This is a genomic window from Mycobacterium sp. GA-2829, assembly GCF_001499965.1.
Classification (GTDB): Bacteria; Actinomycetota; Actinomycetes; order Mycobacteriales; family Mycobacteriaceae; genus Mycobacterium.
Genome location: NZ_LQIT01000032.1, coordinates 1 through 24,160, shown reverse-complemented (window position 1 = coordinate 24,160; position 24,160 = coordinate 1). Strand labels below are relative to the sequence as shown.

Annotated in this window: 25 protein-coding genes; 15 read left to right on the top strand and 10 right to left on the bottom strand. The window is 70.5% G+C overall.

From position 1 onward, the window contains the following. Nucleotide 1: 1 nt before the first annotated feature. The 7 genes from AU194_RS19105 to eccE are packed head-to-tail and all read left to right on the top strand — an operon-like array spanning nucleotide 2 to nucleotide 6,827. The gene (locus AU194_RS19105) at nucleotides 2-1,561 is read left to right on the top strand and encodes a PPE family protein (protein WP_157576238.1); all 1,560 of its coding nucleotides are present in this window, start codon (nucleotides 2-4) and stop codon (nucleotides 1,559-1,561) included. A 49-nt stretch (nucleotides 1,562-1,610) separates the two neighbouring features. Beyond that, nucleotides 1,611-1,904, top strand: coding sequence for a hypothetical protein (locus AU194_RS19100; protein ID WP_059090828.1), 294 nt, complete (start codon nucleotides 1,611-1,613; stop codon nucleotides 1,902-1,904). Nucleotides 1,905-1,933: 29 nt separating this feature from the next. After that, the gene (locus AU194_RS19095; protein WP_059090827.1) at nucleotides 1,934-2,221 is read left to right on the top strand and encodes a WXG100 family type VII secretion target; all 288 of its coding nucleotides are present in this window, start codon (nucleotides 1,934-1,936) and stop codon (nucleotides 2,219-2,221) included. 31 nt (nucleotides 2,222-2,252) lie between these two features. Next, the gene (locus tag AU194_RS19090) at nucleotides 2,253-3,128 is read left to right on the top strand and encodes an ESX secretion-associated protein EspG (RefSeq protein WP_059090826.1); all 876 of its coding nucleotides are present in this window, start codon (nucleotides 2,253-2,255) and stop codon (nucleotides 3,126-3,128) included. Continuing rightward, nucleotides 3,110-4,507 (top strand): type VII secretion integral membrane protein EccD, encoded by a 1,398-nt coding sequence (eccD, locus tag AU194_RS19085; protein ID WP_059090825.1) that lies wholly within the window; start codon nucleotides 3,110-3,112, stop codon nucleotides 4,505-4,507. The genes AU194_RS19090 and eccD overlap by 19 nt, the downstream gene beginning before the upstream one ends. Next, the gene (gene mycP, locus AU194_RS19080; RefSeq protein WP_059090824.1) at nucleotides 4,504-5,895 is read left to right on the top strand and encodes a type VII secretion-associated serine protease mycosin; all 1,392 of its coding nucleotides are present in this window, start codon (nucleotides 4,504-4,506) and stop codon (nucleotides 5,893-5,895) included. The genes eccD and mycP overlap by 4 nt, the downstream gene beginning before the upstream one ends. Then, the gene (eccE, locus tag AU194_RS19075) at nucleotides 5,892-6,827 is read left to right on the top strand and encodes a type VII secretion protein EccE (protein WP_059090823.1); all 936 of its coding nucleotides are present in this window, start codon (nucleotides 5,892-5,894) and stop codon (nucleotides 6,825-6,827) included. Before mycP ends, eccE begins: the two co-directional genes overlap by 4 nt. 14 nt (nucleotides 6,828-6,841) lie before the next feature. Here the strand turns inward: eccE and AU194_RS19070 are convergent, their stop codons facing one another. Beyond that, nucleotides 6,842-8,041, bottom strand: a complete 1,200-nt coding sequence (locus AU194_RS19070) for an alpha/beta fold hydrolase (protein WP_059090822.1) — start codon at nucleotides 8,039-8,041, stop codon at nucleotides 6,842-6,844. Beyond that, the gene (locus AU194_RS19065; RefSeq protein ID WP_059090821.1) at nucleotides 8,038-8,937 is read right to left on the bottom strand and encodes an amidohydrolase family protein; all 900 of its coding nucleotides are present in this window, start codon (nucleotides 8,935-8,937) and stop codon (nucleotides 8,038-8,040) included. The genes AU194_RS19070 and AU194_RS19065 overlap by 4 nt, the downstream gene beginning before the upstream one ends. A 45-nt stretch (nucleotides 8,938-8,982) precedes the next feature. Here AU194_RS19065 and AU194_RS19060 point away from each other — a divergent pair, with 45 nt between their 5' ends. Next, nucleotides 8,983-9,747, top strand: a complete 765-nt coding sequence (locus AU194_RS19060) for a trans-aconitate 2-methyltransferase (RefSeq protein ID WP_059090820.1) — start codon at nucleotides 8,983-8,985, stop codon at nucleotides 9,745-9,747. Here AU194_RS19060 and cysC read toward each other — a convergent pair. The 5 genes from cysC to AU194_RS19035 form a co-directional block, all read right to left on the bottom strand. Then, entirely contained in the window at nucleotides 9,744-11,603 is a 1,860-nt protein-coding gene (cysC, locus tag AU194_RS19055; RefSeq protein ID WP_059090819.1) for an adenylyl-sulfate kinase, read from the bottom strand. The genes AU194_RS19060 and cysC overlap by 4 nt on opposite strands. Further along, nucleotides 11,603-12,523 (bottom strand): sulfate adenylyltransferase subunit CysD, encoded by a 921-nt coding sequence (gene cysD / locus AU194_RS19050; protein ID WP_059090818.1) that lies wholly within the window; start codon nucleotides 12,521-12,523, stop codon nucleotides 11,603-11,605. The genes cysC and cysD overlap by 1 nt, the downstream gene beginning before the upstream one ends. Next, nucleotides 12,520-13,323 (bottom strand): Stf0 family sulfotransferase, encoded by an 804-nt coding sequence (locus AU194_RS19045; protein WP_059090817.1) that lies wholly within the window; start codon nucleotides 13,321-13,323, stop codon nucleotides 12,520-12,522. Before AU194_RS19045 ends, cysD begins: the two co-directional genes overlap by 4 nt. 66 nt (nucleotides 13,324-13,389) lie before the next feature. Beyond that, complete coding sequence (locus tag AU194_RS19040; protein WP_059090816.1) at nucleotides 13,390-14,781, bottom strand: sulfatase; 1,392 nt, start codon at nucleotides 14,779-14,781, stop codon at nucleotides 13,390-13,392. Nucleotides 14,782-14,905: 124 nt separating this feature from the next. Further along, nucleotides 14,906-15,388: a hypothetical protein gene (locus AU194_RS19035; protein ID WP_059090815.1), complete on the bottom strand. Its 483-nt coding sequence runs from the start codon at nucleotides 15,386-15,388 to the stop codon at nucleotides 14,906-14,908. Between the two features lie 38 nt (nucleotides 15,389-15,426). Between AU194_RS19035 and AU194_RS32880 the strand changes: the two genes are divergently transcribed. Next, nucleotides 15,427-15,549 (top strand): hypothetical protein, encoded by a 123-nt coding sequence (locus AU194_RS32880; RefSeq protein WP_255374842.1) that lies wholly within the window; start codon nucleotides 15,427-15,429, stop codon nucleotides 15,547-15,549. 70 nt (nucleotides 15,550-15,619) lie between these two features. Continuing rightward, nucleotides 15,620-16,222 carry a phosphatase PAP2 family protein gene (locus AU194_RS19030; protein WP_082698713.1) on the top strand — a complete coding sequence of 201 codons (603 nt, stop codon included), beginning with the start codon at nucleotides 15,620-15,622 and terminating at the stop codon, nucleotides 16,220-16,222. On the opposite strand, the gene AU194_RS19025 is transcribed toward AU194_RS19030, so the two are convergent. Continuing rightward, nucleotides 16,176-17,666, bottom strand: coding sequence for a bifunctional phosphatase PAP2/diacylglycerol kinase family protein (locus tag AU194_RS19025; RefSeq protein WP_059090813.1), 1,491 nt, complete (start codon nucleotides 17,664-17,666; stop codon nucleotides 16,176-16,178). The two genes, AU194_RS19030 and AU194_RS19025, sit on opposite strands and share 47 nt — an antisense overlap. A 60-nt stretch (nucleotides 17,667-17,726) precedes the next feature. Between AU194_RS19025 and AU194_RS19020 the strand changes: the two genes are divergently transcribed. Genes AU194_RS19020 through AU194_RS19010 form a run of 3 tightly spaced genes read left to right on the top strand, consistent with a single transcriptional unit; the run spans nucleotide 17,727 to nucleotide 19,830 of the window. Beyond that, nucleotides 17,727-18,320, top strand: coding sequence for a helix-turn-helix domain-containing protein (locus tag AU194_RS19020; RefSeq protein WP_059090812.1), 594 nt, complete (start codon nucleotides 17,727-17,729; stop codon nucleotides 18,318-18,320). Beyond that, nucleotides 18,320-19,141: an SRPBCC domain-containing protein gene (locus AU194_RS19015; RefSeq protein WP_231743478.1), complete on the top strand. Its 822-nt coding sequence runs from the start codon at nucleotides 18,320-18,322 to the stop codon at nucleotides 19,139-19,141. Before AU194_RS19020 ends, AU194_RS19015 begins: the two co-directional genes overlap by 1 nt. A gap of 35 nt (nucleotides 19,142-19,176) precedes the next feature. Then, the gene (locus AU194_RS19010) at nucleotides 19,177-19,830 is read left to right on the top strand and encodes a L,D-transpeptidase (RefSeq protein WP_059090865.1); all 654 of its coding nucleotides are present in this window, start codon (nucleotides 19,177-19,179) and stop codon (nucleotides 19,828-19,830) included. On the opposite strand, the gene AU194_RS19005 is transcribed toward AU194_RS19010, so the two are convergent. Beyond that, entirely contained in the window at nucleotides 19,831-20,289 is a 459-nt protein-coding gene (locus AU194_RS19005) for a nuclear transport factor 2 family protein (RefSeq protein WP_059090864.1), read from the bottom strand. 107 nt (nucleotides 20,290-20,396) lie between these two features. Between AU194_RS19005 and AU194_RS19000 the strand changes: the two genes are divergently transcribed. Further along, a complete protein-coding gene (locus AU194_RS19000) occupies nucleotides 20,397-21,098 on the top strand; it encodes a hypothetical protein (protein ID WP_059090863.1) in 702 nt (233 codons plus the stop codon). Here the strand turns inward: AU194_RS19000 and AU194_RS18995 are convergent. After that, nucleotides 21,082-22,596 carry an FAD-dependent oxidoreductase gene (locus tag AU194_RS18995; protein ID WP_059090811.1) on the bottom strand — a complete coding sequence of 505 codons (1,515 nt, stop codon included), beginning with the start codon at nucleotides 22,594-22,596 and terminating at the stop codon, nucleotides 21,082-21,084. The two genes, AU194_RS19000 and AU194_RS18995, sit on opposite strands and share 17 nt — an antisense overlap. An 82-nt stretch (nucleotides 22,597-22,678) precedes the next feature. Between AU194_RS18995 and AU194_RS18990 the strand changes: the two genes are divergently transcribed. Next, nucleotides 22,679-24,160: Hsp70 family protein (locus tag AU194_RS18990; protein ID WP_059090810.1), on the top strand; the 1,482-nt coding region annotated here is incomplete at its 3' end.

Here is a 24,160-nt window from a genome sequence, read left to right as displayed (position 1 = left end):
CGTGACCGCCCCCATCTTCATGGCCCTGCCACCCGAGGTGCACTCGGCGCTGCTGTCCAGCGGCCCCGGCCCCGGGTCGCTGCTGGCTGCGGCGGGGGCATGGCAGTCGCTGAGCGCCGAATACGCCTCGGCCGCCGCCGAACTCACCGGCATACTGGGTGCCGTCCAGGCCGGGGCGTGGGAGGGGCCGAGCGCCGAACAGTACGTCGCCGCGCACACCCCGTACCTGGCGTGGCTGGCGCAGGCCAGCGCCAACAGCGCGGCCACCGCGGCGCAACACGAGACCGCGGCCGCCGCCTACACCACCGCGTTGGCGACCATGCCCACCCTCGGCGAACTGGCGGCCAACCACGCCACCCACGCGGTCCTGCTGGCGACGAACTTCCTCGGCATCAACACGATCCCGATCGCAGTCAACGAGGCCGACTACGTCCGAATGTGGATCCAGGCCGCCACCAGCATGAGCACCTACCAAGCCGTCGCGAGCGCCGCCGTGGCCGCCGCACCGACCACGACACCCGCACCGCTGCTGCTGGCGCCCGGCGTCGGCGAGGCTGGGCAGGCGATGGCCTCGCTCACCCAGGTCGGCGCCCAGGCGCAGGCGACCGAATCCGGTTCGGCGCTGGACAATTCGAACCTTATCACCCAGCTGCTCGAGATGTACCTCAAGAACGTGCCGGGCGGTCAGGAGATCATCGACTTCCTGCGCGACCCGATGGGCAACCTGCAGACGCTGCTCAACGACTTCATGACCAACCCGGCCGGCGCGTTGGTCACTTGGGGTCCGCTGCTGTCGGCCGTCGCCTACCAGGTGTTCACCAACCTGGTCGGGTGGCCGACGTGGGCGATGATCTTCGCCTCGCCGTTCCTGCTCGCCGCGCTCATCCCGCTCGGGATTGCCGGGCTGGTACTGATCATCGACGCGCTCAAACCCGACGAGGTGCAACCCCCTGCGCCGCAGGAGGAACCGGCACCCGCGACGGCGCCGCGGTCCGAACCGCAACTGGTGCCGGTGGCCGGGGTGCCCGCACCGACCGCCGCGCCCGCCGCGGCCCCGGCACCGGCGGGCACACCCGCACCCGCACCGGCCGCGCCCGCGGCCGCGGCGGCCGCCGCCCCGTTCGTGCCGTACGCGGTGCGCGGCGGCGATCCGGGGGAGGGCTTCACCCCGACCGTGCGCGATACGACCGGGGCCAGGGCGCCTGCGAGTGACATCACGGCCGCCTCGGCGGCCGCCGCCGCCGCTGCTGCGGCCGCACGCCGGAAGCGCAGGCGCCGCAAGGCCACCGAGGTCAAAGGTCGCGGATACGCCGACGCGTACATGGACTACGAGGAGGACCCGCAAGCGCCGCCGGTCGTCGAGGAGCCGCGGGTCGCCGCGTCGGCACGCGGTGCCGGGCCGATGGGCTTCACCGGCACCGCACCCGGGGACACCGACACACGGGCCGCCGGGCTGACGACCCTGTCCTCGGACGCGTTCGGCGACAGCCCGGTCAACCCGATGCTGCCCGGAACGTGGCCACCCGACGGCGAGAGCCCGGAGGGAGGGGCGCGCACCTGAGCAAAACGGCTGCAACACACCGACTTCGACTTCTCCGAAAGGAACAGCTATGAGCATGCTCGACGCCCACATCCCCCAGATCGTCGCCTCCGAGGCGGCCTTCGGCGCCAAGGCCGCGCTGATGCGCAGCACCATGGCGCAGGCCGAACAGGCCGCACAGTCCTCGCAGGCGTTCCACATGGGTGAGTCCTCGGCGGCCTTCCAGGCCGCCCACGCCCGCTTCATCGAGGTCTCCGCGCGGATCAACGCGCTGCTCGACATCGCGCAGGTCAACCTCGGCGACGCCGCGGGCACCTACGTCGCCGAGGACGCCGCGGCCGCCAGCACCTACACCGCCATCTGAGCCGACCGCACCAGACACAGGAGATTCCGATGTCCCAGATCATGTACAACTACCCGGCGATGCTCGCGCACGCCGCGGAGATGAACAGCTTCGCCGGTGCGATGGCCGCCGTCGGTGCCGACATCGCCAGCGAGCAGGCCGCACTGGCCGGTGCCTGGCAGGGCGATTCGGGCACCACGTACCAGGCGTGGCAGACCCAGTGGAACGCCAGCCTCGAGGAACTGGTCCGCGCGTACCGGGCGATGGCCGGCACGCACGAGATGAACACCATGTCGATGAGCGCCCGCGACCAGGCCGAGGGCGCCAAGTGGGGTTGACCGGTTTCCGGGTCGCGGGTTCGTAAGTCCTGTGGGTCCCAACGCCGTTGAACTGACCGCCGCCCAGGCGTGGTTCGTCGCCGAGAGCATCGGCGCCGGATCACTGCCGTGGGTGCTGGCGATCACCCCGCCCTACAGCCAGGAGGCCGACCGGGCCCCGTTCGCCGCCGAGACCACGGCGGCGCTCGAAGCGCTCGGTGTGCTGTCCGGCGACGGCACGGTCGACGCCGCCGTGGCCGACTGGATCCGCGTGGTGTGCCGTGCCGAGCAATGGCTGGATCTGCGGTTCGTCTCGGGCCGCGGTGCGCTGCTGCGCGGCGTAGTGGCCCGGCGGGCCGGACGGACCGTCGTCGCGCTGCGCAGCGGTTCGTTGGTGACCTTCACCCGGATGGAGATCGACCACCCCGAGGCGCTGGTCCCGGTGCTCTGCGCGGGCCTGTCGGGACGCCGCCCGGCCCGCTTCCCGGAGTTCACGCTGCCGACCGATGTCGGGTCCCGCGCCGACGAACGGATCCGGCAGGGCGCACCGCTGGCCGAGGTGCTGGACTTCCTCGGTATCCCGGCGTCGGCGCGCCCCGTCGTGGAGGCCGCGTTCGGCACCGACCGGACCTACGTGGAGATCGTCGCCGGTGAGCATCGCGACGGGCACCGCGTCACCACACAGGTCGGGGTGAGCGTCGTCGACACCACCGCGGGCCGGGTTCTGGTGAGCCCGACGCGGGCGTTCGACGGCGAATGGGTGTCGGCGTTCGCGCCCGGCACCCCGTTCGCCATCGCCGCGGCCGCCGAACGCCTGACCGGATCGCTGCCCAGCGGCCCGTGGTTCCCCGACCAACCCCTCACCCGCGATTTCGACCACGAAGACACGAGAGAACCGAGAACACGAGAATGTCCGACAACACTGTGATGCCGATCGTGCGGGTGGCCGTACTCGCGGGCGGCGAGGACGGCGGCCGGCTGACCGAGATGGCGCTGCCCGCCGATCTGCCGCTGCGCGAGATCCTGCCCGCCGTGCAGGCCATGGCCCGCCCGCACGACGACGGTGACGTCCGGCCGGAACGGTTGAGCCTGGCGCCGGTCGGCGGCGCCGCGTTCAGCCTCGACGCGACGCTGGACACCGTCGGGGTCGTCGACGGCGATCTGCTCGTGCTGCAACCGGTTCCGGCAGGCCCGGCGGCGCCCCGCATCGTCGAGGACATCGCCGACGCGGCGGTGATCTTCTCCGCCGCCCAGGACAGGCGGTGGGGTCCCGCGCACATCAAACGGGTCGCCGCGGTCGCCGTGCTGGGTCTGCTGCTGGTCGCCACCGGCGTCAGCGTCGCGCACCGCCTCGTCACCGACAGCGGGATCGGGCTGATCGTGGTGTGCGCCGTGGCGGTGCTGGCCGTGCTCGGTGCGCTGCTCAGCCGCGCCGCCGCGCCCGCGCTGGCCAGTGCCCTCGGACTCGTCGCGCTGCCCGCGGTGGCCGCCGCATTCGCCCTCGCCGTCCCCGGTGAATTCGGCGCCGCGCAGATCCTGCTCGCCGCCGCGGGCGTCACCGCGTGGTCGGTCATCAGCCTGACCACCGGCGACCGCGCCGTGGCGGTGTTCACCGCAACGGCCGCAACAGGTTTGGCGGTGCTGCTGACCGCCGCCGCCGCATCGGTGTGGACGCTGTCGGACACCCTGCGCGGATGTGTGCTGATCCTGGCCGGGCTGCTCGTCACCGTGCAGGCCGCGCAGCTGTCGGCGATGTGCGCGCGTTTCCCGCTGCCGGTGCTGCCCGCACCCGGTGATCCGACGCCGTCGGCGCAGCCGCTGCGGGTGCTCGAGGACCTGCCGCGCCGGGTGCAGATGAGCCAGTCGCACCAGACCGGGTTCCTGGCCGCCGGTGTGCTGCTCAGCGTGACCGGTTCGCTGCTGCTCGTCGGGCAGCAGAACGTGTCGGGGTGGGCCTGGTACGTGGTGGCGGCCGCCGCGGTCGGCGCGGTGCTGCGCGCCCGCGTCTGGGATTCGGTGCCCTGCAAGGCGTGGCTGCTGGCGCACCCGCTGCTGTTGTCCGTGGCGCTGCTGGTCCTGTTCGCGGCCACCGACCGGTTCGACGCCGCCTGGTGGGCGCTCGGCGCGACCGCGCTGATCGTCGTGGTCTGGGTGGTCGTCGCGCTCAACCCGTCGATCGCCTCGCCGGAGACGTACTCGCTACCGATGCGGCGCCTGGTCGGCTTCGCCGCCGCGGGTGTGGACGCCTCGCTGATCCCCGTGATGGCCGTCCTCGTCGGACTGTTCACCTGGGTGCTCAACAGGTGATCCGACCGCTCGCCCTGCTGTCCGTCGTCGGTGCGGTCGCGCTGCTCGGCGCGCCGCCCGCGGTGGCGGTGACCCCACCCGAGGTCGATCCGGCGGCGACACCGCCCTCGGGTGCGGCCGGACCCGTCCAGCCGATGGCCCAGCGCGGCGACTGCGTCGTCGGCGGTGTGCTGCCCGGCAGCGATCCCGGCGCGGTGAGCCCGAACCAATTGGCGCTCAACCTGACCGGGGCGTGGCGGCACAGCCGCGGTGACGGCCAGACCGTCGCGGTCATCGACACCGGGGTGAAGCCCGGCCCCCGGCTGCCGAACGTCGAAGCCGGCGGCGACTACCTCGGCTCGACCGACGGGCTCACCGACTGCGACGGGCACGGCACCATGGTCGCCGGCCTGATCGCCGGCCAGCCCGGTGACGACGGGTTCTCCGGCGTGGCGCCCGGTGCCCGCATCGTGTCGATCCGGCAGAACTCCGCACGCTTCGCCCCCGCGAACCCGGGGGAGGACCCCGCGGTGTCCCGGGCGGCCGCCGACGTCGCCAGCCTGGCCCGCGCGGTGGTGCGAGCGGCCGACCTCGGCGCACGCGTCATCAACATCTCGGTGGTCAGCTGCCTGCCCGCGGGTAAGGCCGTGGACCAGACCGAACTCGGTGCGGCGCTGCGGTATGCGGCTCGTGAGAAAGACGCGGTCATCATCGCCGCCGCAGGCAACAATCTGGCCGCCGCCCGCAACAACCGAACCGGCATGAACACCGGGTCGTCGTGTGAGTCCAATCCGCTCGGCGACGCGAGCCGCCCCGCCGATCCCCGCAACTGGGCCGGCGTCACATCGGTGTCGATCCCGTCATGGTGGCAGCCCTACGTGCTGTCGGTGGGGTCGCTGACCACGACCGGTCAGCCGTCGGAGTTCACGATGTCCGGTCCGTGGGTCGGGATCGCCGCACCGGGTGAGGACATCAGCTCGGTGGGCAACGGTCCCGACGGCGGGCTGGCCAACGGGCTACCCAACGACCGCGACGAGCTGTACCCGGTCAGCGGGACCAGCTATGCGGCCGCCTACGTCTCCGGTGTCGCGGCGCTGGTGCGCGGCCGGTTCCCCGAATTGACCGCCGAACAGGTGGTGGAGCGTCTGACCGCGACCGCCCACGGCGCTCCCCGCTCACCGTCGAACGTGGTCGGCGCGGGCAGCGTCGACCCCGTCGCCGCACTCACCTGGCAGCTGCCTACGGACACCGCCGCGGGCACGGAGCCGAAACCCGTTGCCGCGCCGCCGGTCCCACCCGAACCCGATACCACCCCGCGGACGGTTGCCCTGATCGGCACCGCGGTACTCGCACTCACGGCGCTCGGCGCCGTGGTGTGGACGCGACGACGAAAGGACGAGGCCTCATGACGGCCAGGATCACGGTGGCGCTGCTGTTCGCCATCCCGGCGGCGCTGGCGTACCCGTGGCAGTCGACCACCGACAAGTGGCTGCTCGGTGTGGCCGTCGCCGTCGTCGTGGCGCTGTTCGCCTGGTGGCGCGGGCTTTTCGTGACCACGATGCTGCGGCGCCGCATCGCGATCCTGCGCCGCAACCGTCGCGGCGGCCGCACCCCCGCCGACTCGGAGCATTTCGCGACGGTGACGCTGCGCGTCGACGGTGCGGCGTCCGGTGAACTACCGCTGCCGCTGCTCGCCGGTTACGTCGACCGGTACGGGATCCGCGCGCACAAGGTGCGGATCGTCAGCCGCGACGCCGCCGGTGCGCGCACCACGTGGATCGCGCTGACCGTCGGCGCCGCCGACAACCTCGACGCCCTGCGCGCCCGGTCCGCGCGGATGCCGTTGCGCCAGACCACCGAGATCGCCGCGCGTCGCCTGACCGACCATCTGCGCGAACTCGGGTGGACGGTCACCCCGGTCGGCGAGACCGCATCGCCGGTGCCCGCGTCGGCGCGGGAGACCTGGCGCGGGATGCGCAGCGACGACGGACATGTCGCGGCCTACCGGATGGCGGTGGACGACGATACGCTCGCCGGGGTCGCGGCGCTGCCCGCCGTCGAGACGTGGACCGCACTCGACATCGTCGGCGGTGCAATGCGTCCCGAGGTCATCGGCGGATGTGCGGTGCGCACCGCGGACCGGCCCGCCGCGAAGGCGCCCGCACCCGGGCTGACACCGCAGTACGGCAGGCACCGGCCCGCGTTGGAGGCGATGCACCCGCTCGCACACGAACGGCTCGAGGGCACGCCCGCCGGTTTCACGGGAAACGGGTTGAGCTGGACCGTCGATGTCCGCGAGACTGACGTCCCGCAGGCCGCTACTCGCACTTCTCCTGCGTAGCTTCCGCCTCACGCTCAGTCGAACATGAACTCGCTCAGGAAGCGCGTCATCCGGCGGAGATAGTCCGGTTGGCTCACGTGCAGTAGGTGGTTGCCGGGGAACCAGTGGAATGCGCACCGGTCCCAGTGCCGCCACAGCAGTTCGGCCTGTTGCGGCGGCGCCAACCGGTCCCCGAGCCCGGTGATGATCAACCGGCGGTCCCGCGGGACCAGCGGGCGGTAGTTCAGCGGCGACGGATACCGCGACGCCGCCGCTTCCAGGTCGGGGTCCAGGCGGGCGATCCGACGGTTGAGCGCCACCAGTTTGTTGGCGGGGAACCACTCGTCGACGGTGCGGTCGGGGGTGACCACCGGGACGTTGGGGACGACGGCATCGATCCGGTCGTCGACCGCGGCCAGCAGCGCGGAGGTGAACCCGCCCAACGAGATGCCGGTGACGGCGATCCGGTCGACACCGGTGAACTCGAGGTGGTCGATCAGCGACCGGAAGTCGTGTACGGCCTGGGCCATCGCCTCGGCGAAGCCGGCGAACCCGCTGGCGAAGTAGCCGTATCCGCTGTAGGGCGAGTACTTCTCGGCGCGCCGCCCGTGGAACGGCAGCGTGTACAGCAGCACGTCGTATCCCGACCGGTAGAACCACGGCAGCGACAGGAACTGGCCGTTGAACAGGTACGCCGAGCCCATGAAGCCGTGGATGACGCACAGCGTCGGCCGCGGGCCGTCGTGATGGCGCCAGTGCTGGGCGTGGACGATGTTGTTGCGCTCATACCCGCGGCACCGGTCGCGCAGCGCCGGATTGACCGCTTGGAAACTGCTGCGGAACCGGATGTTGTGCACGTGGCCGTGGGCGGTCCACTCGGCGACGGGGTTGGCGGGCCGCGAGGAGACACGGGGCGGCTCGGTTGGTGCGGGGAACGACAGGTCCGGGTCTTGTGCGGCGGCCAGTTCGGCGTAGAACCGTAGGTGTTCGGTGTCGGCGCGAGTCGTTGCCGGCCGCACCGCGGATGCGATCACCGACGGCAGCATCGCCGCACCCACCATCGACGCGACCCCGGTCCGCAGGGCGAGGTCCGCGACCGCCGACGCGTCGACGATCAGGCGCTGCCGGGTGGTGAGGTCGCCGCGGTGGGGGAGGCCACGCGCCCCCGCGTCACCGCCGGGGACGTCCGGGACGGGGATCGGCGAAACCCCGGCGGGGGTCTGCGCGTCGGTCATGGCATGGCCTCTCCTCGTGCTACCGAACCGAACAGACGAAACCCGTTGTCATGGAACACGTTGCGCAACCAGTCGTCATCGACGTCCGGCAGCTCGGTGAGCACCGACATGGCGTGGGCATAGCCGTAGGGGATGTTCGGGAAGTCACTGCCGAACAGGATGCGGTGGCCCATCGCTCGTAGCCGCGCGTACTCGCCCTGCGGGAACGGCATTGTTTCCTCGGTGAACCCGGTGAACGCCATCGTGGTGTCCAGGTGCAGCTGTTCGAAATCCTCGCAGAGGTCCAGGAACTCGGTGTACTCCGGACCGCCCATGTGAGCGATGACCAGACGCAGGCGGGGGTGGCGTTCCAGTACCGCGCGGATCGGCCCCGGTCCGGTGAACGTGCCGGGCGCGGGACCCGACCCGCAGTGGATGATGACGGGGGTGCCCGCGTCGGCGATCAGCCCCCACACCTCGTCGAGCAGTGGGTCGGTCGGGTCGTAGTCGCCGACCTGGACGTGCGCCTTGAACACCCGGGTGCCGGATTCCAGCGCGGCGCGCACATAACCGGGCGCGGTCGGTTCCGGATAGAAAGTCGCGGTGCGCAGGCAGTCCGGCGTCGCGGCGGCGAATCCGGCCGCCCACTGGTTCAGCCAGGCGGCCATCTCGGGTTTGTGCGCGTAGACCAGCGAGGTGAAGGCCAGCACGCCGAAGGACCGCAGCGTGCGCAGCCGCTCCTGTTCGTCGCTGCGGTAGGTGATCGGCCAGGACCGGCCGATCAGCGGTCCGGTGTCGTCGAAGTACTTCCACACCTTGTCCATCACGTTCTTCGGCATGAAATGCGTGTGCACGTCGATGACGCCGGGCAGGGCCAGCGCCTGCCAGATCCGGCGGACCGATTCGGGTTCGTCCATCGACTCGATGATGGCACCCGCGCCGGGGGAGCAGAATCGGCGGGTATGTGGAACCCCGAGGTGTACCTGTCCTTCGCCGACCACCGCGGTAGGCCCTTCTACGACCTGCTGGCCCGCGTCGACGCCGACCGTCCGCGCCGTGTGGTCGACCTCGGCTGCGGCCCAGGCAATCTGACCGCCACCCTGCACCGCCGCTGGCCGGACGCGACGGTCGAGGCGTGGGACAACTCGCCGGAGATGGTGGCGGCGGCCCGCGAGAACGGGGTGCCCGCCGACCTCGGCGACGTGCGGGACTGGACCCCGCGCCCGGACACCGACGTGGTGCTCAGCAACGCGACCCTGCAGTGGGTGCCCGAACACCGCGACCTGTTGACGCGCTGGGCCGCGGCACTGGCGCCTGGGTCGTGGGTGGCGATGCAGGTGCCGGGCAACTTCGAGGCCCCGTCGCACGAGGTCGTGCGCACCCTGGCGCGGCGGGAACCGTGGGCGGCGCTGCTGCACGACATCCCGTTCCGGGTGGGCGAGGTCGTCGACACCCCGGCCGGCTACGCCGGCCTGCTCACCGACGCCGGGTGCACCGTCGACGCGTGGGAGACCACCTACATCCACGAGCTGACCGGTGAGCATCCTGTGCTGGACTGGATCACCGGCACCGCGCTGCGGCCGGTGCGCGCGCGGCTCGACGATGCGCAGTGGGAGCGGTTCCGCACCGAACTAGTCCCGCTGCTCGAGGCGTCCTATCCGCGGCGCCCCGACGGCCGGACCTTCTTCCCCTTCCGTCGGGTGTTCGTCGTCGCGCGGGTGGGTTAGCGCCTGCTGTTCAGCAGGTCGATCACCTGCGCGACGAGGTCGGCGATGTCCGCACCGGTGGTGTCGAGCACCAGATCCGGGTTCTCGGGTGGTTCGTAGGGGGCGTCCACACCCGTCAACCCTTTGAGCTCACCCGCGCGGGCCCGCGCGTAAAGGCCCTTCGGATCGCGCTTTTCGCACTCCTCGACCGGGGTGGCGACGTACACCTCCAGGAACGGCAACTTCGCCGCATCGTTGAGGGTGCGGGCGATCTCCCGGTCGGAGCGCAGCGGCGACACCAACGAGGCCAGCGCGACGACACCGGCGTCGGCGAACAGGCGGGTGAGATGGCCGACGCGGCGGATGTTCTCGGCGCGGTCACCGGCGGAGAATCCGAGATCGTCGGACAGGCCGTGGCGGATGTTGTCGCCGTCGAGCAGGTACGCCACCTGACCGGATTCGACGAGGGCGCGTTCCACCGCGACCGCGATGGTCGACTTCCCGGAAGCCGGCAGGCCGGTGAACCAGATGGTCGCACCGCGCTGACCTGTCGAGGCCCAGCGATGCGTACGGTCCAGAGACGAAGGGTGCCAGCGGATGTCGTTACGGGTCTGTGCGCCGGGTTTGACCTCGCGCGGCTCGATGATGGTGCCCGCGCCGACGGTGTCGTTGCTCGACTCGTCGATCAGGATGAACGCGCCGCTGTCCCGGTTGTCGGCGTAGGCGTCGGCCACGACAACCGAACTGGTGCGCAGCGTCACCGACCCGATGTCGTTGAGCACCAACTCGACCGGATTGTCGAACTCGTCGAGCGTCTCCGGGTCCAGGCGGGTGTGCAGGGCCTGCACGGTCGCACGCACGGTGCCGGTGCCCTGTTTGAGGGCCAACCGGTCGCCCGCGCGCAACGGGGTGTCGGAGAACCAGCACACCGTCGCGTCGAGCTCGCGCGCCGGCACCGGCAGGGTGGCGTCCTCGGCGCCGCTGACGAGCACGTCACCGCGACCGACGTCGATGTCGTCGGCCAGCTCGATCGACACCGACAGCGGTGCGACCGCGACGGGGCGGTCATCGTCGAGGGTGTCGACCACGGTGACCGTGGACCGGGTCCCCGCGGGCAGGCTGATCACCGTGTCCCCGACACTCAGGGTGCCCGCCGACAGCCTGCCGGTGTAGCGCCGGCGCTGGTCGGCGGTCGGCCGCGACACCCACTGCACCGGCAGCCGCAACTTACGCGGCTCGGGTTGCGGCGCAATGAGTTCGACGTTCTCCAGGTACTCGAGCAGCGTCGGACCGTCGTACCAGGGGGTGCGGTCGGACCGGTGCACGACGTTGTCGCCGTGTTTGGCCGCGATCGGGATGACCGTGATGTCGAGGCCGCCGAGGCGTCTGGAGAGCTGCTGCAGTTCGGTCGACACCTCGGCGAACCGGCCACCGTCGAAGTCGACGAGGTCGATCTTGTTGACCGCCGCGACGAAGTGTTTGATCCCCAACAGTTTCGCGATGCGGGCGTGCCGGTTGGTCTGCCGCAGCACCCCGGCGCGGGCGTCGACCAGCAGCACCGCCACGTGCGCATTCGACGCCCCGGTGAACATGTTGCGGGTGTAGCGCTCGTGGCCCGGGGTGTCGGCCAGGATGTAGCTGCGGTTCTCGGTGGAGAAGAACCGGTAGGCGACGTCGATCGTGATGCCCTGTTCGCGTTCGGCGCGCAGACCGTCCGACAGTGCGGCCAGATCCGCGATGCCTTCTGCGTCGGTGACTGCTTCGAGGTGGTCGAGCGGCAGGCTGTCGGTGTCGTGCAGCAGCCGGCCGATGAGCGTGCTCTTTCCGTCGTCGACGGATCCGGCGGTGGTGATGCGGAGCAATTGGCGCGTGCTCATCAGAAGTACCCCTCGCGTTTCCGATCCTCCATCGCCGCAACGGATGTGCGGTCGTCGGCGCGGGTCTCACCGCGTTCGGACACCGTGGCCGCGGAGATCTCGGCGATCACGCGCTCGATGTCGGTGGCCTCCGAGCGCACCGCCCCGGTGATCGTCAGGTCCCCGACGGTGCGGTAGCGCACCCACTCCACCGCGGCGGACTCCCCGTCGCCGGGTTGCACGTACTGCGAAACAGCGAGCAGGATGCCGTCGCGTTCGAAGACCTCGCGCTGGTGGGCGAAGTAGATCGACGGCAGTTCGAGGTTCTCCAGTGCGATGTAGCGCCACACGTCGAGTTCGGTCCAGTTGCTCAACGGGAACACCCGGACCTGCTCACCCTTCTTGATCCGCCCGTTGTAGAGCGACCACGGTTCGGGGCGCTGCGCACGCGGATCCCACTGGCCGAACTCGTCGCGAAAACTCAGGATGCGCTCCTTGGCGCGGGCGCGTTCCTCGTCGCGGCGGGCACCGCCGAACGCGGCGTCGAAACCGCCCGCCTCCAACGCGTCGAGCAGTGTGCGGGTCTGCTGTCGGTTACGCGAGGCGCCCGGACCCGGATCGGGGACCCGCCCCCTGTCGATCGACTCCTGCACCGAGGCGACGATGAGGTTGTGGCCGTGCCCGAAGACCCGGCGGTCCCGGAACTCGATTACCTCGTCGAAGTTGTGCCCGGTGTCGACGTGCATGACCGGGAACGGCAGCGGTGCGGGTCGAAAAGCCTTCTCCGCCAAGCGGAGCAGCACGATCGAATCCTTACCCGCACTGAACAGCAGCACGGGTCGTTCGAGTTCGGCGACCACCTCGCGGATGATGTGGACGGCTTCGGCCTCGAGCAGGCGCAGTTCGTCGACGCGTAACGCGTCGACGTCGGTGGTCGTCATGTCGGCAACCCGTCTCTCTGCGCATCGGCGCGGTAGCGGTCGACCCACTCGTCGGAACGCTGGTCGGCCTGGCGTTCGAGCACGGGCGCGGGCGCCAGCCGGGGGTCCTGGCCCAGCCGCTCGAGGATGTCGGCGACGACCTCGGTCAGATTGCGCCACAACACCGGATACGGCACGTCGAGCGGTTCGACGTCCTCCTCGGCGAACCAGGTGCGCCAGCCCTCCTCCTGCGCGCGCAGCATCCGCACCACGTGCGCAATGGCCCCGGCGTGGTACTCCGCCCGCGCATCCCGCGTCGGGTCGGGGCGGCCGCGCCACACCCGGGTCTGCACCGCCCGCCAGAACGACACGGCCTGTGAGATCACGTCGGGCCGGTAGACGTGCACGAGTACCGGATCGGAGCCGACGACGTCGCGGATGGCCGAGAGCAATCCGGTGCCGGAGCGGTCCGGGAGATCCTTGGCACGGTCGAGCAGCAGCGGGGTCTGATTCCACATCAGCTTGCCGCCCCACACGCCGTTCGGAGTGCGGCCCACGGTCCGGATGTAGTCCCGCCAGATGGTCGACGGCGCGAGGTCCGGTTTGCCCTCGTCGAGCGGATCGAGCAGGCGCAGGATCGATTCGTCGTCGACATCGGCGAACCATTCGCGCGGTTGCGGCGCCTGACTGGTCTGCGGCAGGTACTGGAAGAACTCCTGCGGCTCGCCGGCCACACCCGTCGCGCGCAGGGATTCGACCAGCAGCGTGCTGCCGCTGCGCTGGGAGGCGAGGACCAGATATGCCGAGGGCTGCGAAGGCATGCGCGGAAGCCTAACCGGACCGGATTTGCCTTGGCTATCCGGCAGTTTCGTTCACAATGAGTTTATCTATTGCGTCGACCGGCGTTCATCATCGATACCGCGTTCGGCGGCGATCGCCGACCGGCTCGTCACCGCCCGGCCCTGAATTCGCAGATACGTCTCGGTATACCTCTCGGATATCCGGGTGCCCGCGAAATCGGACGGGATGACGTCGTTGGTCTTCACCCGCCACTCGTCGAGCAGCAGCGCCAGATCGCCCGCGACGGTCTCAGCGTCACCATTGTCGTGCGACGTCAACAGGTTGTTCCGCTCCGACGGATCGGTGCGCAGATCGTAGAGTTCGCGTTCGGGACGCGGGGTGGCCGATCGCGGTCCGACGATGCGGCCCGGCGCGCTCTCGGCGATGTCCCACGGCAGGTCGAGCAGCGGCCGTTGTGCGTAATTCTCGATGTAGCTGAATTCCTTTGTCCGGATGGCCCGTATCGGGTCGAAGGAATCGTGATACGTCTTCGTCGTGTACACCGCGGTGCGCACTTCGCGAGTTTTCTCCGGTCCGCCCAGCAAATTGTCGGCGTGCGAAAGGCCCTCGACGTCCTCGGGGATGTCGACACCGAGGACGTCCAACAGGGTGGGCATCAGGTCGACCCCGCTGAACAGATCGTCGTAGACACCGGCGGCGATGCCCGCGTCGCGCGGCGGTCGGATGATCATCGCGATGCCGGTGCCCGCGTCGTAGAGGGTCGATTTCGCCCGCGGCATCGCCGGGCCGTGGTCGGTCATGAACACCACCCAGGTGCTCGCGTCCAGTCCGGTGGCCTCCAACGTGTCGAGCAGTTCCCCGACCGCGGCGTCGGCGACGGTGATCGACCCGTAGAAGTCGGCGAGGTCCTGGCGCACCGCGTCGTCGTCGGGCAGGTAGTCGGGCAGTTCCACGGTCGCCGCGTCGGCGGGTTCGTAGCGCTCCCGCGGATACGGCCGGTGGGTCTCGAAGAACCCCGCGGTCAGCAGGAACGGCTCCCGCGGTGCGGCCCGCAACCACTCGGTGGCCCGTTCGACGACGTACTCGCAGTAGGAATTGGACACGTCGAACTCCGCGAACCCCAGCTTGGCCGGATACGACGTTTCGTGCTGCATCCCGAACAACGCTGTGTGCCAACCGTTTTCGCTGAGAACATGCGGCAGCGTCCGGACACCCGCGCGGTACTCCCAGCCGTGGTGGGCCAGCCCGACCAACCCGTTGCTCTGCGGATACCGGCCGGTGAACAACGATCCGCGCGACGGTGAGCACAGCGGCGCGGTGGCGTGCGCACGGGTGAACAGGATGGCATCGGCGGCCAACCGGTCGAGGCGGGGGCTGTGCACATCCGAGTGGCCGTAGGCGCCGAGATGCCGGCCAAGGTCGTGCCAGTGGACGATCAGCACGTTGGCGGGGCGCGGCGGGGGTTTGTGTGCGGTCACGCTGGTCCACGAAAGCGGTTCACCGGCGGATCGGCAAGTGTTCGGCTCACGCGTCCGCCAGAGATTGCGCTCACGGTCGTGGATGTCCGTGCGGGCACAGCCGTGAGCGCAATATCCGGCGGGTTCACGGCCGGTACGGCACCCCGACCGCGCGGAACACCCATTCCGGCGGGACACCGAACGACAGCGTGCGCGCGGGCAACTCGGCGAGCACGTGGTCGGCGATCTCGGTCTTGTAGTGCAGCGACAGCGTGCCGTGGCAGCGTGGGTCGACCTCGTTGACGTCGACGTCGAACTGCACTCCCGTCGAGCCGATCTCGACGCTCACCGGACCGCTGTGCGGGGCGTCCCACCGCTGGTCGACGGTGCGGCCCGCGAGCCCGGGCACCGTCGACAGCGTCGCCACCACCCGGTCACGGGTGAGCACCAGCGCACCGGTGTAGCCCGACACGCTGCCCGAGGCCCGCTTACCGGGGATCGACCCGGTGAACCGGCGGGTCACGGGCACGAACTCGGACAGCAGGAGGATCCCCTCGGCCTCGGCCTCGGCGCGGATCTCGTCGGGCAGCTTGCCGATGCGGAACAACTTGCGCAGGAAGACCGCCATGACCAGTGAGGGTAATCGGATCGGTAGCGTGAGTGGATATGGTCACCCGCCAGGACGTCGACGACGTCTCGGAACGGGCGGTGGTGGCCGGGGTCGCGATCACCGTCGTCGTCTTCGTGGCGGGACTGACCTGGGCGCGGGACTGGCGGGCGCGGCGATGATGACGCTGCTCTCGTGAACCGCACGTGGCTCGCCGGATCGGCGGTGCTGGCCGTCGGGGTCTTCGTCCTGATGTGGATCGGGTACGCCGAACAGTGGGAGTGGTTGGCCGCGGCCGATCGGGCGGCCCTGGAGCCGCTCGCCCGTTTCGGCATCGCCCACCCCGCATGGGTGGCCGCCTGGGACGTGTACTGCATCGTGTTCGGCCCGACGGTGGCACGGCTCGCGGGCATCGTCGTGATCGTGGTGCTGTGGCTGCGGCGGCACCGGCGGCTCGCGCTGTACCTGCTGCTCACCGTCGAACTGTCCGGACTGCTGCTGGTCGTCGCCAAGGCGATCGCCGACCGGCCACGGCCGGCGAGTGCACTGGTGTACGCGCAGTCGTCGTCGTTCCCGTCGGGCCACGCCCTGGGCACCATGGTGATCGTGCTGGCGGTGCTGGCCGTGGTGCTGCCGCTGCTGCGGCCCGCGCTGCGACCGTGGGTGGTCGCGGCGGGCGTGCTGATCGTCGTGACGATCGGGGCGGGGCGCGTCGTGCTCAACGTGCACCACCCGTCCGACGTCGTGGCCGGCTGGGCGTTGGGCTACGCCTACGTCGTCGGGTGCACGCTCTGGTACCCGCCGCGGGTCAATCGAGTGGACGGAAAACCGGCAGCACCCGGTACTGCGCGCTGAAGGTGGCGGTTTCGACCTCGGTGCCCACCTCACCGTCACAGGCGAGTTCCGTCGGCCCGTCGACGGCGGTGAACGAGAACTCCGGTACCCGCATCTCGTGGTAGAGCGGGCTGCGGGTCAACCGGCCGAGGACGAGCGCGGTGATGATCCGCAACCGGGCGAATCGCTTACCGGTCTCCAGGATCCGCACGTCGAGCAGCCCGTCGTCCATCCGGTGCCGCTGCGCCGGGGCGAAACCCGACGGCAGATAGGTCGAATTGCCCAGGAAGAACAGCGACGTCTGCAACGTCTCGTTGTCGTAGCTGATCCGCACCGGTTCGCCGCGACGCAGCGTGTGGAACATCGCATACAACCCCGCCAGTGGTTTACCGACCTTGTGCTCGAGCTTCTCCCGGGTCTGCACGAACTGCGGGTAGGCGCCGATGCTGGCGGTGTTGATCACCATGTGCTCCTCGTTGAGGCACACCAGATCCACACACGCGACGCTGCCGCGCCGGATCGCGTCGACCGTACGGGCCACCGAGTCGCAGCCGACGTCCTTGGCGAAGTGGTTGAACGTGCCCGCGGGGAACACCGCGAGCGGGAGGCCGGCCGCCTTGGCGATGCTCGCGGCGGTCGCCACCGTGCCGTCACCGCCGCCGATCGCGAGCACCTCGGCGCGTGCGGCCGCATCGCGGAGCACCTCGGCGAGATCGTCGTCCTCGCCGAGTTCGACGATCTCGGCGCGCGGCAGGGCGTCGCGGACCTCGTCGGCCACCCGGGCCCCGCTGCCGCTGCCCGACGCCGGGTTGATCACCAGCACCACCCCGGCGCCGTCCGGGGGGGGGGGGGGGGGCGCCCGCAGCGGTCGGGCGGTGGGCAGCTTGGTGGGGGTCGTCGGCGGCACCACCCGGCCGCCGAGCACCGCGATCGCTGCGCCGAGGCCGAACCCGGCGAACACGTCGCCGGGGTAGTGCGCACCCGTGGCCACCCGGGACATCCCGACCAGACCGGCCAACAGCGCCACTGCCAAACCGACCGGCGGGGTCTCCAATCCGACACCGACCGCGAACGCCGCCGCACTCGCCGAGTGACCCGACGGCAGGGAGTTGGACGTGGGGAAGCGCTTGCTGCGCCGCGCCAACGGGACCAGCAGGTAGCTCGGCCGCGCCCGCTTCCAGATCCGCTTGGCGCCCTGGTTGGCGACGAGGCTGGTGACCGCCAGCGACAGCACTCCGCGGGTGGCGCCGCGACGGGTCCGGGGTCCGCCCACGGCCATCAGTCCGGCGGCGATCGCGAACCAGAGCTTCGAGTGGTCGGCGGCGCGGGTCAGCCGCGGCATCGTCGCGTCGAGCAGCGGGCTCGGCGATTCGGCCACCGCCTCGAAGACCTCGCGATCGAGGCTCCCCAGCCCCTTGCCGATCTGACGGAGCCCTCTGCCGCGGCGGCGGATACCCAAGTCCATCCGGCTAACGTAGCCGCCCGAGCCCTTGACAAAACTTTTTGTCAAGAAGACCATGGCGATGTGCTCGAGGTGGAGGTGATCGCGGACCCGTCCGCGGCCGTCGTCGCGCTGGACCCGGTGCGCAGCAGGCTGCTCGCCGAACTGGCCGAGCCGGCGTCGGCCGCAGCACTCGCGACCCGCATCGGAATCCCCAGGCAGAAGGTCAATTACCACCTACGGGCGTTGGAAAGTCATCAGCTGGTGACCGTCGCCGGGGAACGGAAGTGGGGTGGGCTCAAGGAACGCTTGCTGGTGGCCACCGCGTCGTCGTACGTGGTGTCGCCCGGCGCGCTCGGGGCGGCCGCCGCAAACCCCGGGCGCGCCCGCGACCGGGTGTCGGCGAGCTATCTGATCGCGTTGGCCGCTCGCGCGGTACAGGAGGTCGGCGACCTGTGGCGCGAGGCGCGCGCCAGGGACAAACGTCTGGCCACCCTCTCGCTCGATGCCACAGTCCGGTTCCGGAGCGCCGCCGACCGCGCCGCCTTCAGCCGCGAACTGTCCGAGGCCGTCACCACGCTGGTCGCCCGCTACCACGACGACAGCGCGCCCGACGGCAGGGCGCACCGGCTGATGCTGGCCGCCTATCCACTACCGAAGAACCAGGAGGATGCGTGATGCCCATACGGGAGGACGACGGACGCCGCTGGGTCGAGATGGAGGTCCTGGTGCCCGGCACCCCGGAGCAGGTGTGGGACGCGATCGCGACCGGTCCGGGGATGAGCGCCTGGTTCGCGCCCACCACGGTCGACGAACGCGTCGGCGGCGCACTGCACTTCGACTTCGGCTGCGGCGCATCACAACACGGGGTGGTCACCGGCTGGGATCCGCCACGGCGGCTCACCTACGAAGAGCACGACTGGAGCAGCATCGGCTCCCCCGGGCCGCTGGCCACCGAGATCACCATCCGCAGCCGCAGCGGTGACCAGTGCGTGATCCGCATGGTGCACAGCCTGTTCACCGACTCCGACGACTGGAACGACGAACTCGAGAGCTTCGAGCACGGCTGGCCGGGGTTCTTCGAGGTGCTGCGGCTCTACCTGCGTGACTTCGCGGGATGGCGAGCGGCGACGGTACGGGTCATGAGCGAAGGGGCCGGCGACGTCGCCGACGCGTGGGCGCGGCTGGCGTCCGGACTCGGCGTGGCCGGACGCGACGTCGGTGAACGAGTGGAAAACACCGACCCGACAGTCGATTTCACCGGAACCGTCGAGCGGATCCACCACACGCGGACCGCGCGGGAGGTGATGCTGCGCCTCGACCGGCCCGGGCCGGGCATCGCGGCCGTCGGCGCCTATCCGATGGGCGAGACCGCCGGGGCCATGGTGTGCCTCTACCTCTACGGCGACACCGCGCCCGACATCGCCAGCGCCGAGCGTGAGTGGTCGGCGTGGCTGGACCGGACGCTGGGTCGCGACCCGATCGTGTCCGAACGTTGACGTGAACGAGAGGCGCCCCGCCCAGGATGGTGGGGATGCGCCGACTGTCGACCCTGCTGTGCGCCGCCATGCTGCTGCTGGCCGCGGGCGCACCGGCCGCATCCGCCGCGGCGCCGTGGTTCGCCTCCGCGGTCGGCGGCGCCACACAGGTGATATCCGTTGTCGGCGTTGGCGGTTCGTCGGCGAAGACGGACGTCTATCAACGCACCGGCGCGGGCTGGCAGCCGGTCGCCGCAGGCATCGACACGTTCATCGGCGCCAACGGGATGGCGCCGCAGACCCATGACGGTGAGATGAAGACGCCGATGGGGGTGTTCACGCTCGACTTCGCGTTCGGCACCGAACCCAACCCGGGCAGCGGGCTGCCCTACGTCCAGGTCGGCCCCGACCACTGGTGGGACGGGGACATGAAGAGCCCCACCTACAACACCATGCAGGTCTGCAAGAAGGACGAGTGCCGGTTCAACACCTCGCCGAGTTCGGGCACCGAGAACCTGGACATACCGCAGTACCGGCATGCGGTCGTCATGGGCGTCAACAAGGCCCGCGTACCGGGCAACGGTGGCGCGTTCTTCGTGCACACCACCGGTGGCGGGCCGACCGCGGGGTGCGTGGCCATCGCCGACGGCACCCTCGTCGACATCATGCGGTGGCTGCGGCCCGGGGCGGTGATCGCGATCGCGAAGTGACTACAGGTTCAGCGCCCGACCGCGTTTGAGTTTGAAGTCCAAGTGCTCCAACGACATGCTCGCGTCGTAGGTGCGGTCGTATCCCGTCGCGCAGATCTTCCAGCCGTCGGGCGTGCGGCGGTAACGGTCACGGTAGAACGCCGCGCCGATCAGCATGAAATTGAAGTCCGGCGCGATCACCCGGTCCTGCAGATACCAGGTGCCCGTGGCCTCGTCGCCGTCCACGGTGATCTCCGGATGATCGACGCGGTGTTCGGTGATCACCTCCGGACCAAGGGAGGTCCGCATGAACGACACCAACGCCGCCCGGTCGGTGAACCGGTGGTCCTCGCCCAGCGATTCGCCGTAGTCACCCTCGACGTCCTCGGTGAGCGTGTCCTCGAACGTCGCCCAGTCCTTGGTGTCCAGCGCGCGCAGGTACCGGTACTTCACGCGTTTGATCTCGTCGATGTCACCCATGGCCGACATCACAACACAACCGGGGCCCGGCGGCATAAGGTCCGATCATGAAGTTGATTGACGGATATGTCAGATCGCCGTTGGCGGGTCTCGCACCGTGGATCCTCATGGCGATCGTCGTGGGACCCGGCCGCTTCGAGGAGGCCGCCTCCGCGGCGCTGGGCCTGACGCTGCTGACGCTGTGGGTCGGCAAGCGCCGCGGTGTGCCGGTGCACGCACTCGAAGTGTTCGGGGCGGTGTTCTTCGGCGTGTTGGCGGTCCTCGGTCTCGTCGCCTCCGATGCCGCTGTGGACTGGCTGGCGCTGTGGTCCGGCGAGTTGAGCAACATCGCGCTGGCCGCGTTCGCGTTGCTGACCCTCGCGATCCGCCGCCCCTTCACGCTGGCCTATGCGAAAGACACCGCACCGCGCGAACATTGGGACAGCCCGCTGTTCCTGCGGATCAACTACGTGATCTCCGCGGTGTGGGCGGGTGCGTTCGTGGTGTCCGCGGCGGCGGGCGCCTACAGCGATGCGGTCCTCGGCGACAACGACAACTTCTGGTTCACCTGGATCGTGCCGTTGGGCGCGATCATCTTCGCCGGGGCATTCACCGACTTCTACCCCGACCGCGCCACGGGGGAGAGCACCGCCTCGTGGGCGCGGGCCCTCGACTGGCTGCCGGTGTTCATCGTGATAACCGGGATCATCGGCTGGGTGTCCGACGCGACGTCGGACGCCGTCGGTATCGCGCTGATCGTCGTCGGCAGTGTGGCCTCGGCGGTGATGCGCAAGGTGTTCCCGGACGAACCGGTCACTGACTCCGCGTGAGGTCCCGCGTCGCCGGGCCCTCGAGCAGCGTGCCGTCGGGCGCGAACCGGGACCCGTGCAGCGGGCACTCCCACGATTCATCGGAGTCGTTCCAGTTGACGATGCCGCCCAAGTGCGGACACACCGGCGACACCCGGTGCTCCACACCGTCGACCACACAGCGGCCCTCCAACGCCCACGGCGGCCCGCTGACCACACCGCCGGACTTCGGGGTGCGGTCGACGATCCGCGTCACCGGCGTGATCCACCCCTTCGCCAGGTTGAAGCCGACCTCGACGTTGGCCTGCACCGCCTTCGGGATCCCCGACAGCTCGTGCGGACTCCAACTGGCGAACGCATCCGCCCAGTCCATCCGGCCGCCGAGGATCGTGCTCGACAGCGCGAGCGCGGCAGCCGTGCCGTTGGTCATGCCCCACTTGTCGAAACCCGTTGCGACATAGATCTTCTCGTGTCCGGGCAGGATCGGTCCCACATAGGGCAGTTCGTCGGCGGGCGTGTAGTCCTGTGCGGACCAGTAATTGGTCTGCATCGCCCCCGGATAATGCTGTTTGGCCCACTCGTCGAGTTCCTGCACCGATGACGACGGATGTTTCTCGCGGCCGACGGGATGCCCTGCGCCGCCGACGATCAACCGCTCCCCGTCGGGCGTCGGCGCGTACCGAACCGACCGGGTGGGGGAGTCGGTGGACAGATACATCCCGCGGGTCACGGCGCCGGGCACCTTGTAGGCCATGCAGTACGACCGCGAGGGTTTGAGCCTCGCGAAGAATCCGCCGCGGTCGAGGATCGGGATGCCCGTCGCCAGCACGCACTGTCGGGTGCTGACCTCGAATTCGTGGCCCTCCGAGGTGCGCACGTGCACGGTGAGACGGTCGTCGGCGCCCGACACCCGCTGCACCCGCACGCCCTGCACCAGCCGGCCGCCGCGTTCGTCGAGCTCGACGATCAGGCTGTCCAGCAACGGCATCGGATCGAACTGTGCCTGATCGCCCAGCCGCACACCGCCTTCGAACGGGAACGGCACCTCGGACCCATAGGAGTCGTCGACCCACTCGGCGTCCAGCCCCGCGGCCTGACAGGCCTCCAGCTCGGCCCGCGCCGCGGGGATCCCCTTGGCCGACTGCGCGTAGGTGAACGCGTCCTCGCGCTGCACCGAGATGCCGTGGCCCGCGCAGCGCTGAACCAGCCACTCTTGGCCCTCGAGGTTGCCCTCGACGTACTTTCTGGCGATGTCCGCGCCGTGTTTGCCGACGATCTTCGACAGCTTCGTGCCCTGCAGCAGGCTGATCTTGGCGGTGGTGTTACCCGTTGCGCCCGCCCCGGCGCGATACGCCTCGAGCACCAGCACGTCGCGGCCCGCGCGGGCGAGCAGGACCGCGGTGATCAGCCCGGTGAGCCCGGCGCCGACGACGACCACGTCAGCGGTGCGGTTGGTTTCGTCGAGGGGATTGGGCGGGAGGGCCTGCTCGGGGCGGCCGGCCAGCCACAGAGACGTCATGCGACGGTTTTCCCTCCACCGAACCCGCCGAAACGAGGGGTTGACGGCGAGCGTGCGCGGGTGCCACTAGGGTGGTGACCCGATGAGCGACCCGTTGGGCTTGTCGATCGGGACCACCAACCTGGTTGCGGCACGAGTCGGCAGTCAACCTGTGATGCGGCGTTCGACGCTGACCTTGTTCAGTGATCGCACGCCGGCCGTCGGCGCACCCGCCGAGAACACCCCCGGCGTGGTCATGGACGGCTTCGTCGAACGCGTCGGTGACCCGGTGCCGCTGGTCGCCGCCGACGGCACCTCCTACCGCGCCGAGGCGCTGCTGGTCGAGGCGCTCGACGCGCTGGTCTCCGAGGCGTACGGCGACACCGGGGGTGACATCGCGATCGCCGTGCCCGCGCACTGGGGCACCTCGACGGTCTACGCGCTGCGCAACGCGCTGCGCGCCAACCCCGTGTTCGCGCCCAACGGCACCCCGGCCCGCCTGGTGTCCGACGCGGTGGCGTCGCTGACCGCACTGCACGCCAACCCCGGCCTGCCCGCCAGCGGGGTGGTGGCGCTGCTCGACTTCGGCGGCAGCGGCACCAGCATCACGCTCGCCGACGCCGCGGCCGGATTCGAACCCGTCGACGAGACCACCCGGTTCACCGAGTTCTCCGGTGACCTCATCGATCAGGCGCTGCTCACCCACGTGCTGGCCGGTATCGGCGACGCGGGCGGGGTGGATCCGGCGGGCACCGCGGCGGTCGGTTCCCTGACCCGGCTGCGCGAGCAGTGCCGGACCGCCAAGGAGCGGCTGTCGGCCGAGACCGCCGTCGACGTGGCCGCCGACCTGCCCGGCTATCACTCGACGATCCGCGTCACTCGCACCGAACTCGAGGAGCTGCTGCAGCAGCCCCTGGCCGGGGTGCTGGCCGCACTCGACGCCGCGCTCGAGCGGTCCCGGATCGGGTGGGCGGGGGTCTCGGCGGTCGTGACGATCGGCGGCGGGGCGAGCATTCCGCTGATCACCCAGCAGCTCTCGGCGCACACCCGTACCCCGGTGGTGACGACCCGGCAGCCCGCGCTGGACGCGTCCGTCGGTGCGGCGCTGTTCGCGGCCTACAGCGCCGCGGCCGAGGCGCCGACGGGGATGGCCGCCGCCGCACCCGTGACCGCGATGATCGACGACGCCCCCGGCTCGTCGACCTTCCGCGCCCTGGCCTGGTCACAGGCCGATTCCGCAGCCGAGGAGCCGGTGCCCTACACCGGCGCCGACGACTACGAGGCCTACAACCCGTACGGTCCGCTGACCGGCGCCCGGCCCGCCGTGCAGTATCTGCCCGCCGACGAGCCGGTCGAGGAACGCCGCGGGTCGAACCTGCCGCAGTTCGCCTTCCTGGCCGCGGCGGTGCTGGCCGCGATCGCCGTCGGCGGGGTGGCCTACGCGTTGACCGGGAGCTCCACCGACAGCGGCCCGGTCACCGAGTTCGAGACCACCCGGCTGCCCGTCAGCGCACCGCTGCCCGGGCCGTCGGCCGTGCCGCCACCGGCCGAGCCGCCGGTCGTCACCGTCACCACCGAGCCGGGC

Coding starts and splice junctions, on each gene's coding strand:
- AU194_RS19100 (WP_059090828.1), top strand. CDS start 1,611: ATGAGCATGCTCGACGCCCACATCCCCCAGATCGTCGCCTCCGAGGCG.
- AU194_RS19095 (WP_059090827.1), top strand. CDS start 1,934: ATGTCCCAGATCATGTACAACTACCCGGCGATGCTCGCGCACGCCGCG.
- eccD (WP_059090825.1), top strand. CDS start 3,110: ATGTCCGACAACACTGTGATGCCGATCGTGCGGGTGGCCGTACTCGCG.
- eccE (WP_059090823.1), top strand. CDS start 5,892: ATGACGGCCAGGATCACGGTGGCGCTGCTGTTCGCCATCCCGGCGGCG.
- AU194_RS19070 (WP_059090822.1), bottom strand. CDS start 8,041: ATGACCGACGCGCAGACCCCCGCCGGGGTTTCGCCGATCCCCGTCCCG.
- AU194_RS19065 (WP_059090821.1), bottom strand. CDS start 8,937: ATGGACGAACCCGAATCGGTCCGCCGGATCTGGCAGGCGCTGGCCCTG.
- AU194_RS19060 (WP_059090820.1), top strand. CDS start 8,983: ATGTGGAACCCCGAGGTGTACCTGTCCTTCGCCGACCACCGCGGTAGG.
- cysC (WP_059090819.1), bottom strand. CDS start 11,603: ATGAGCACGCGCCAATTGCTCCGCATCACCACCGCCGGATCCGTCGAC.
- cysD (WP_059090818.1), bottom strand. CDS start 12,523: ATGACGACCACCGACGTCGACGCGTTACGCGTCGACGAACTGCGCCTG.
- AU194_RS19045 (WP_059090817.1), bottom strand. CDS start 13,323: ATGCCTTCGCAGCCCTCGGCATATCTGGTCCTCGCCTCCCAGCGCAGC.
- AU194_RS19035 (WP_059090815.1), bottom strand. CDS start 15,388: ATGGCGGTCTTCCTGCGCAAGTTGTTCCGCATCGGCAAGCTGCCCGAC.
- AU194_RS32880 (WP_255374842.1), top strand. CDS start 15,427: ATGGTCACCCGCCAGGACGTCGACGACGTCTCGGAACGGGCGGTGGTG.
- AU194_RS19030 (WP_082698713.1), top strand. CDS start 15,620: ATGTGGATCGGGTACGCCGAACAGTGGGAGTGGTTGGCCGCGGCCGAT.
- AU194_RS19025 (WP_059090813.1), bottom strand. CDS start 17,666: ATGGACTTGGGTATCCGCCGCCGCGGCAGAGGGCTCCGTCAGATCGGC.
- AU194_RS19015 (WP_231743478.1), top strand. CDS start 18,320: ATGCCCATACGGGAGGACGACGGACGCCGCTGGGTCGAGATGGAGGTC.
- AU194_RS19010 (WP_059090865.1), top strand. CDS start 19,177: ATGCGCCGACTGTCGACCCTGCTGTGCGCCGCCATGCTGCTGCTGGCC.
- AU194_RS19005 (WP_059090864.1), bottom strand. CDS start 20,289: ATGGGTGACATCGACGAGATCAAACGCGTGAAGTACCGGTACCTGCGC.
- AU194_RS19000 (WP_059090863.1), top strand. CDS start 20,397: ATGGCGATCGTCGTGGGACCCGGCCGCTTCGAGGAGGCCGCCTCCGCG.
- AU194_RS18995 (WP_059090811.1), bottom strand. CDS start 22,596: ATGACGTCTCTGTGGCTGGCCGGCCGCCCCGAGCAGGCCCTCCCGCCC.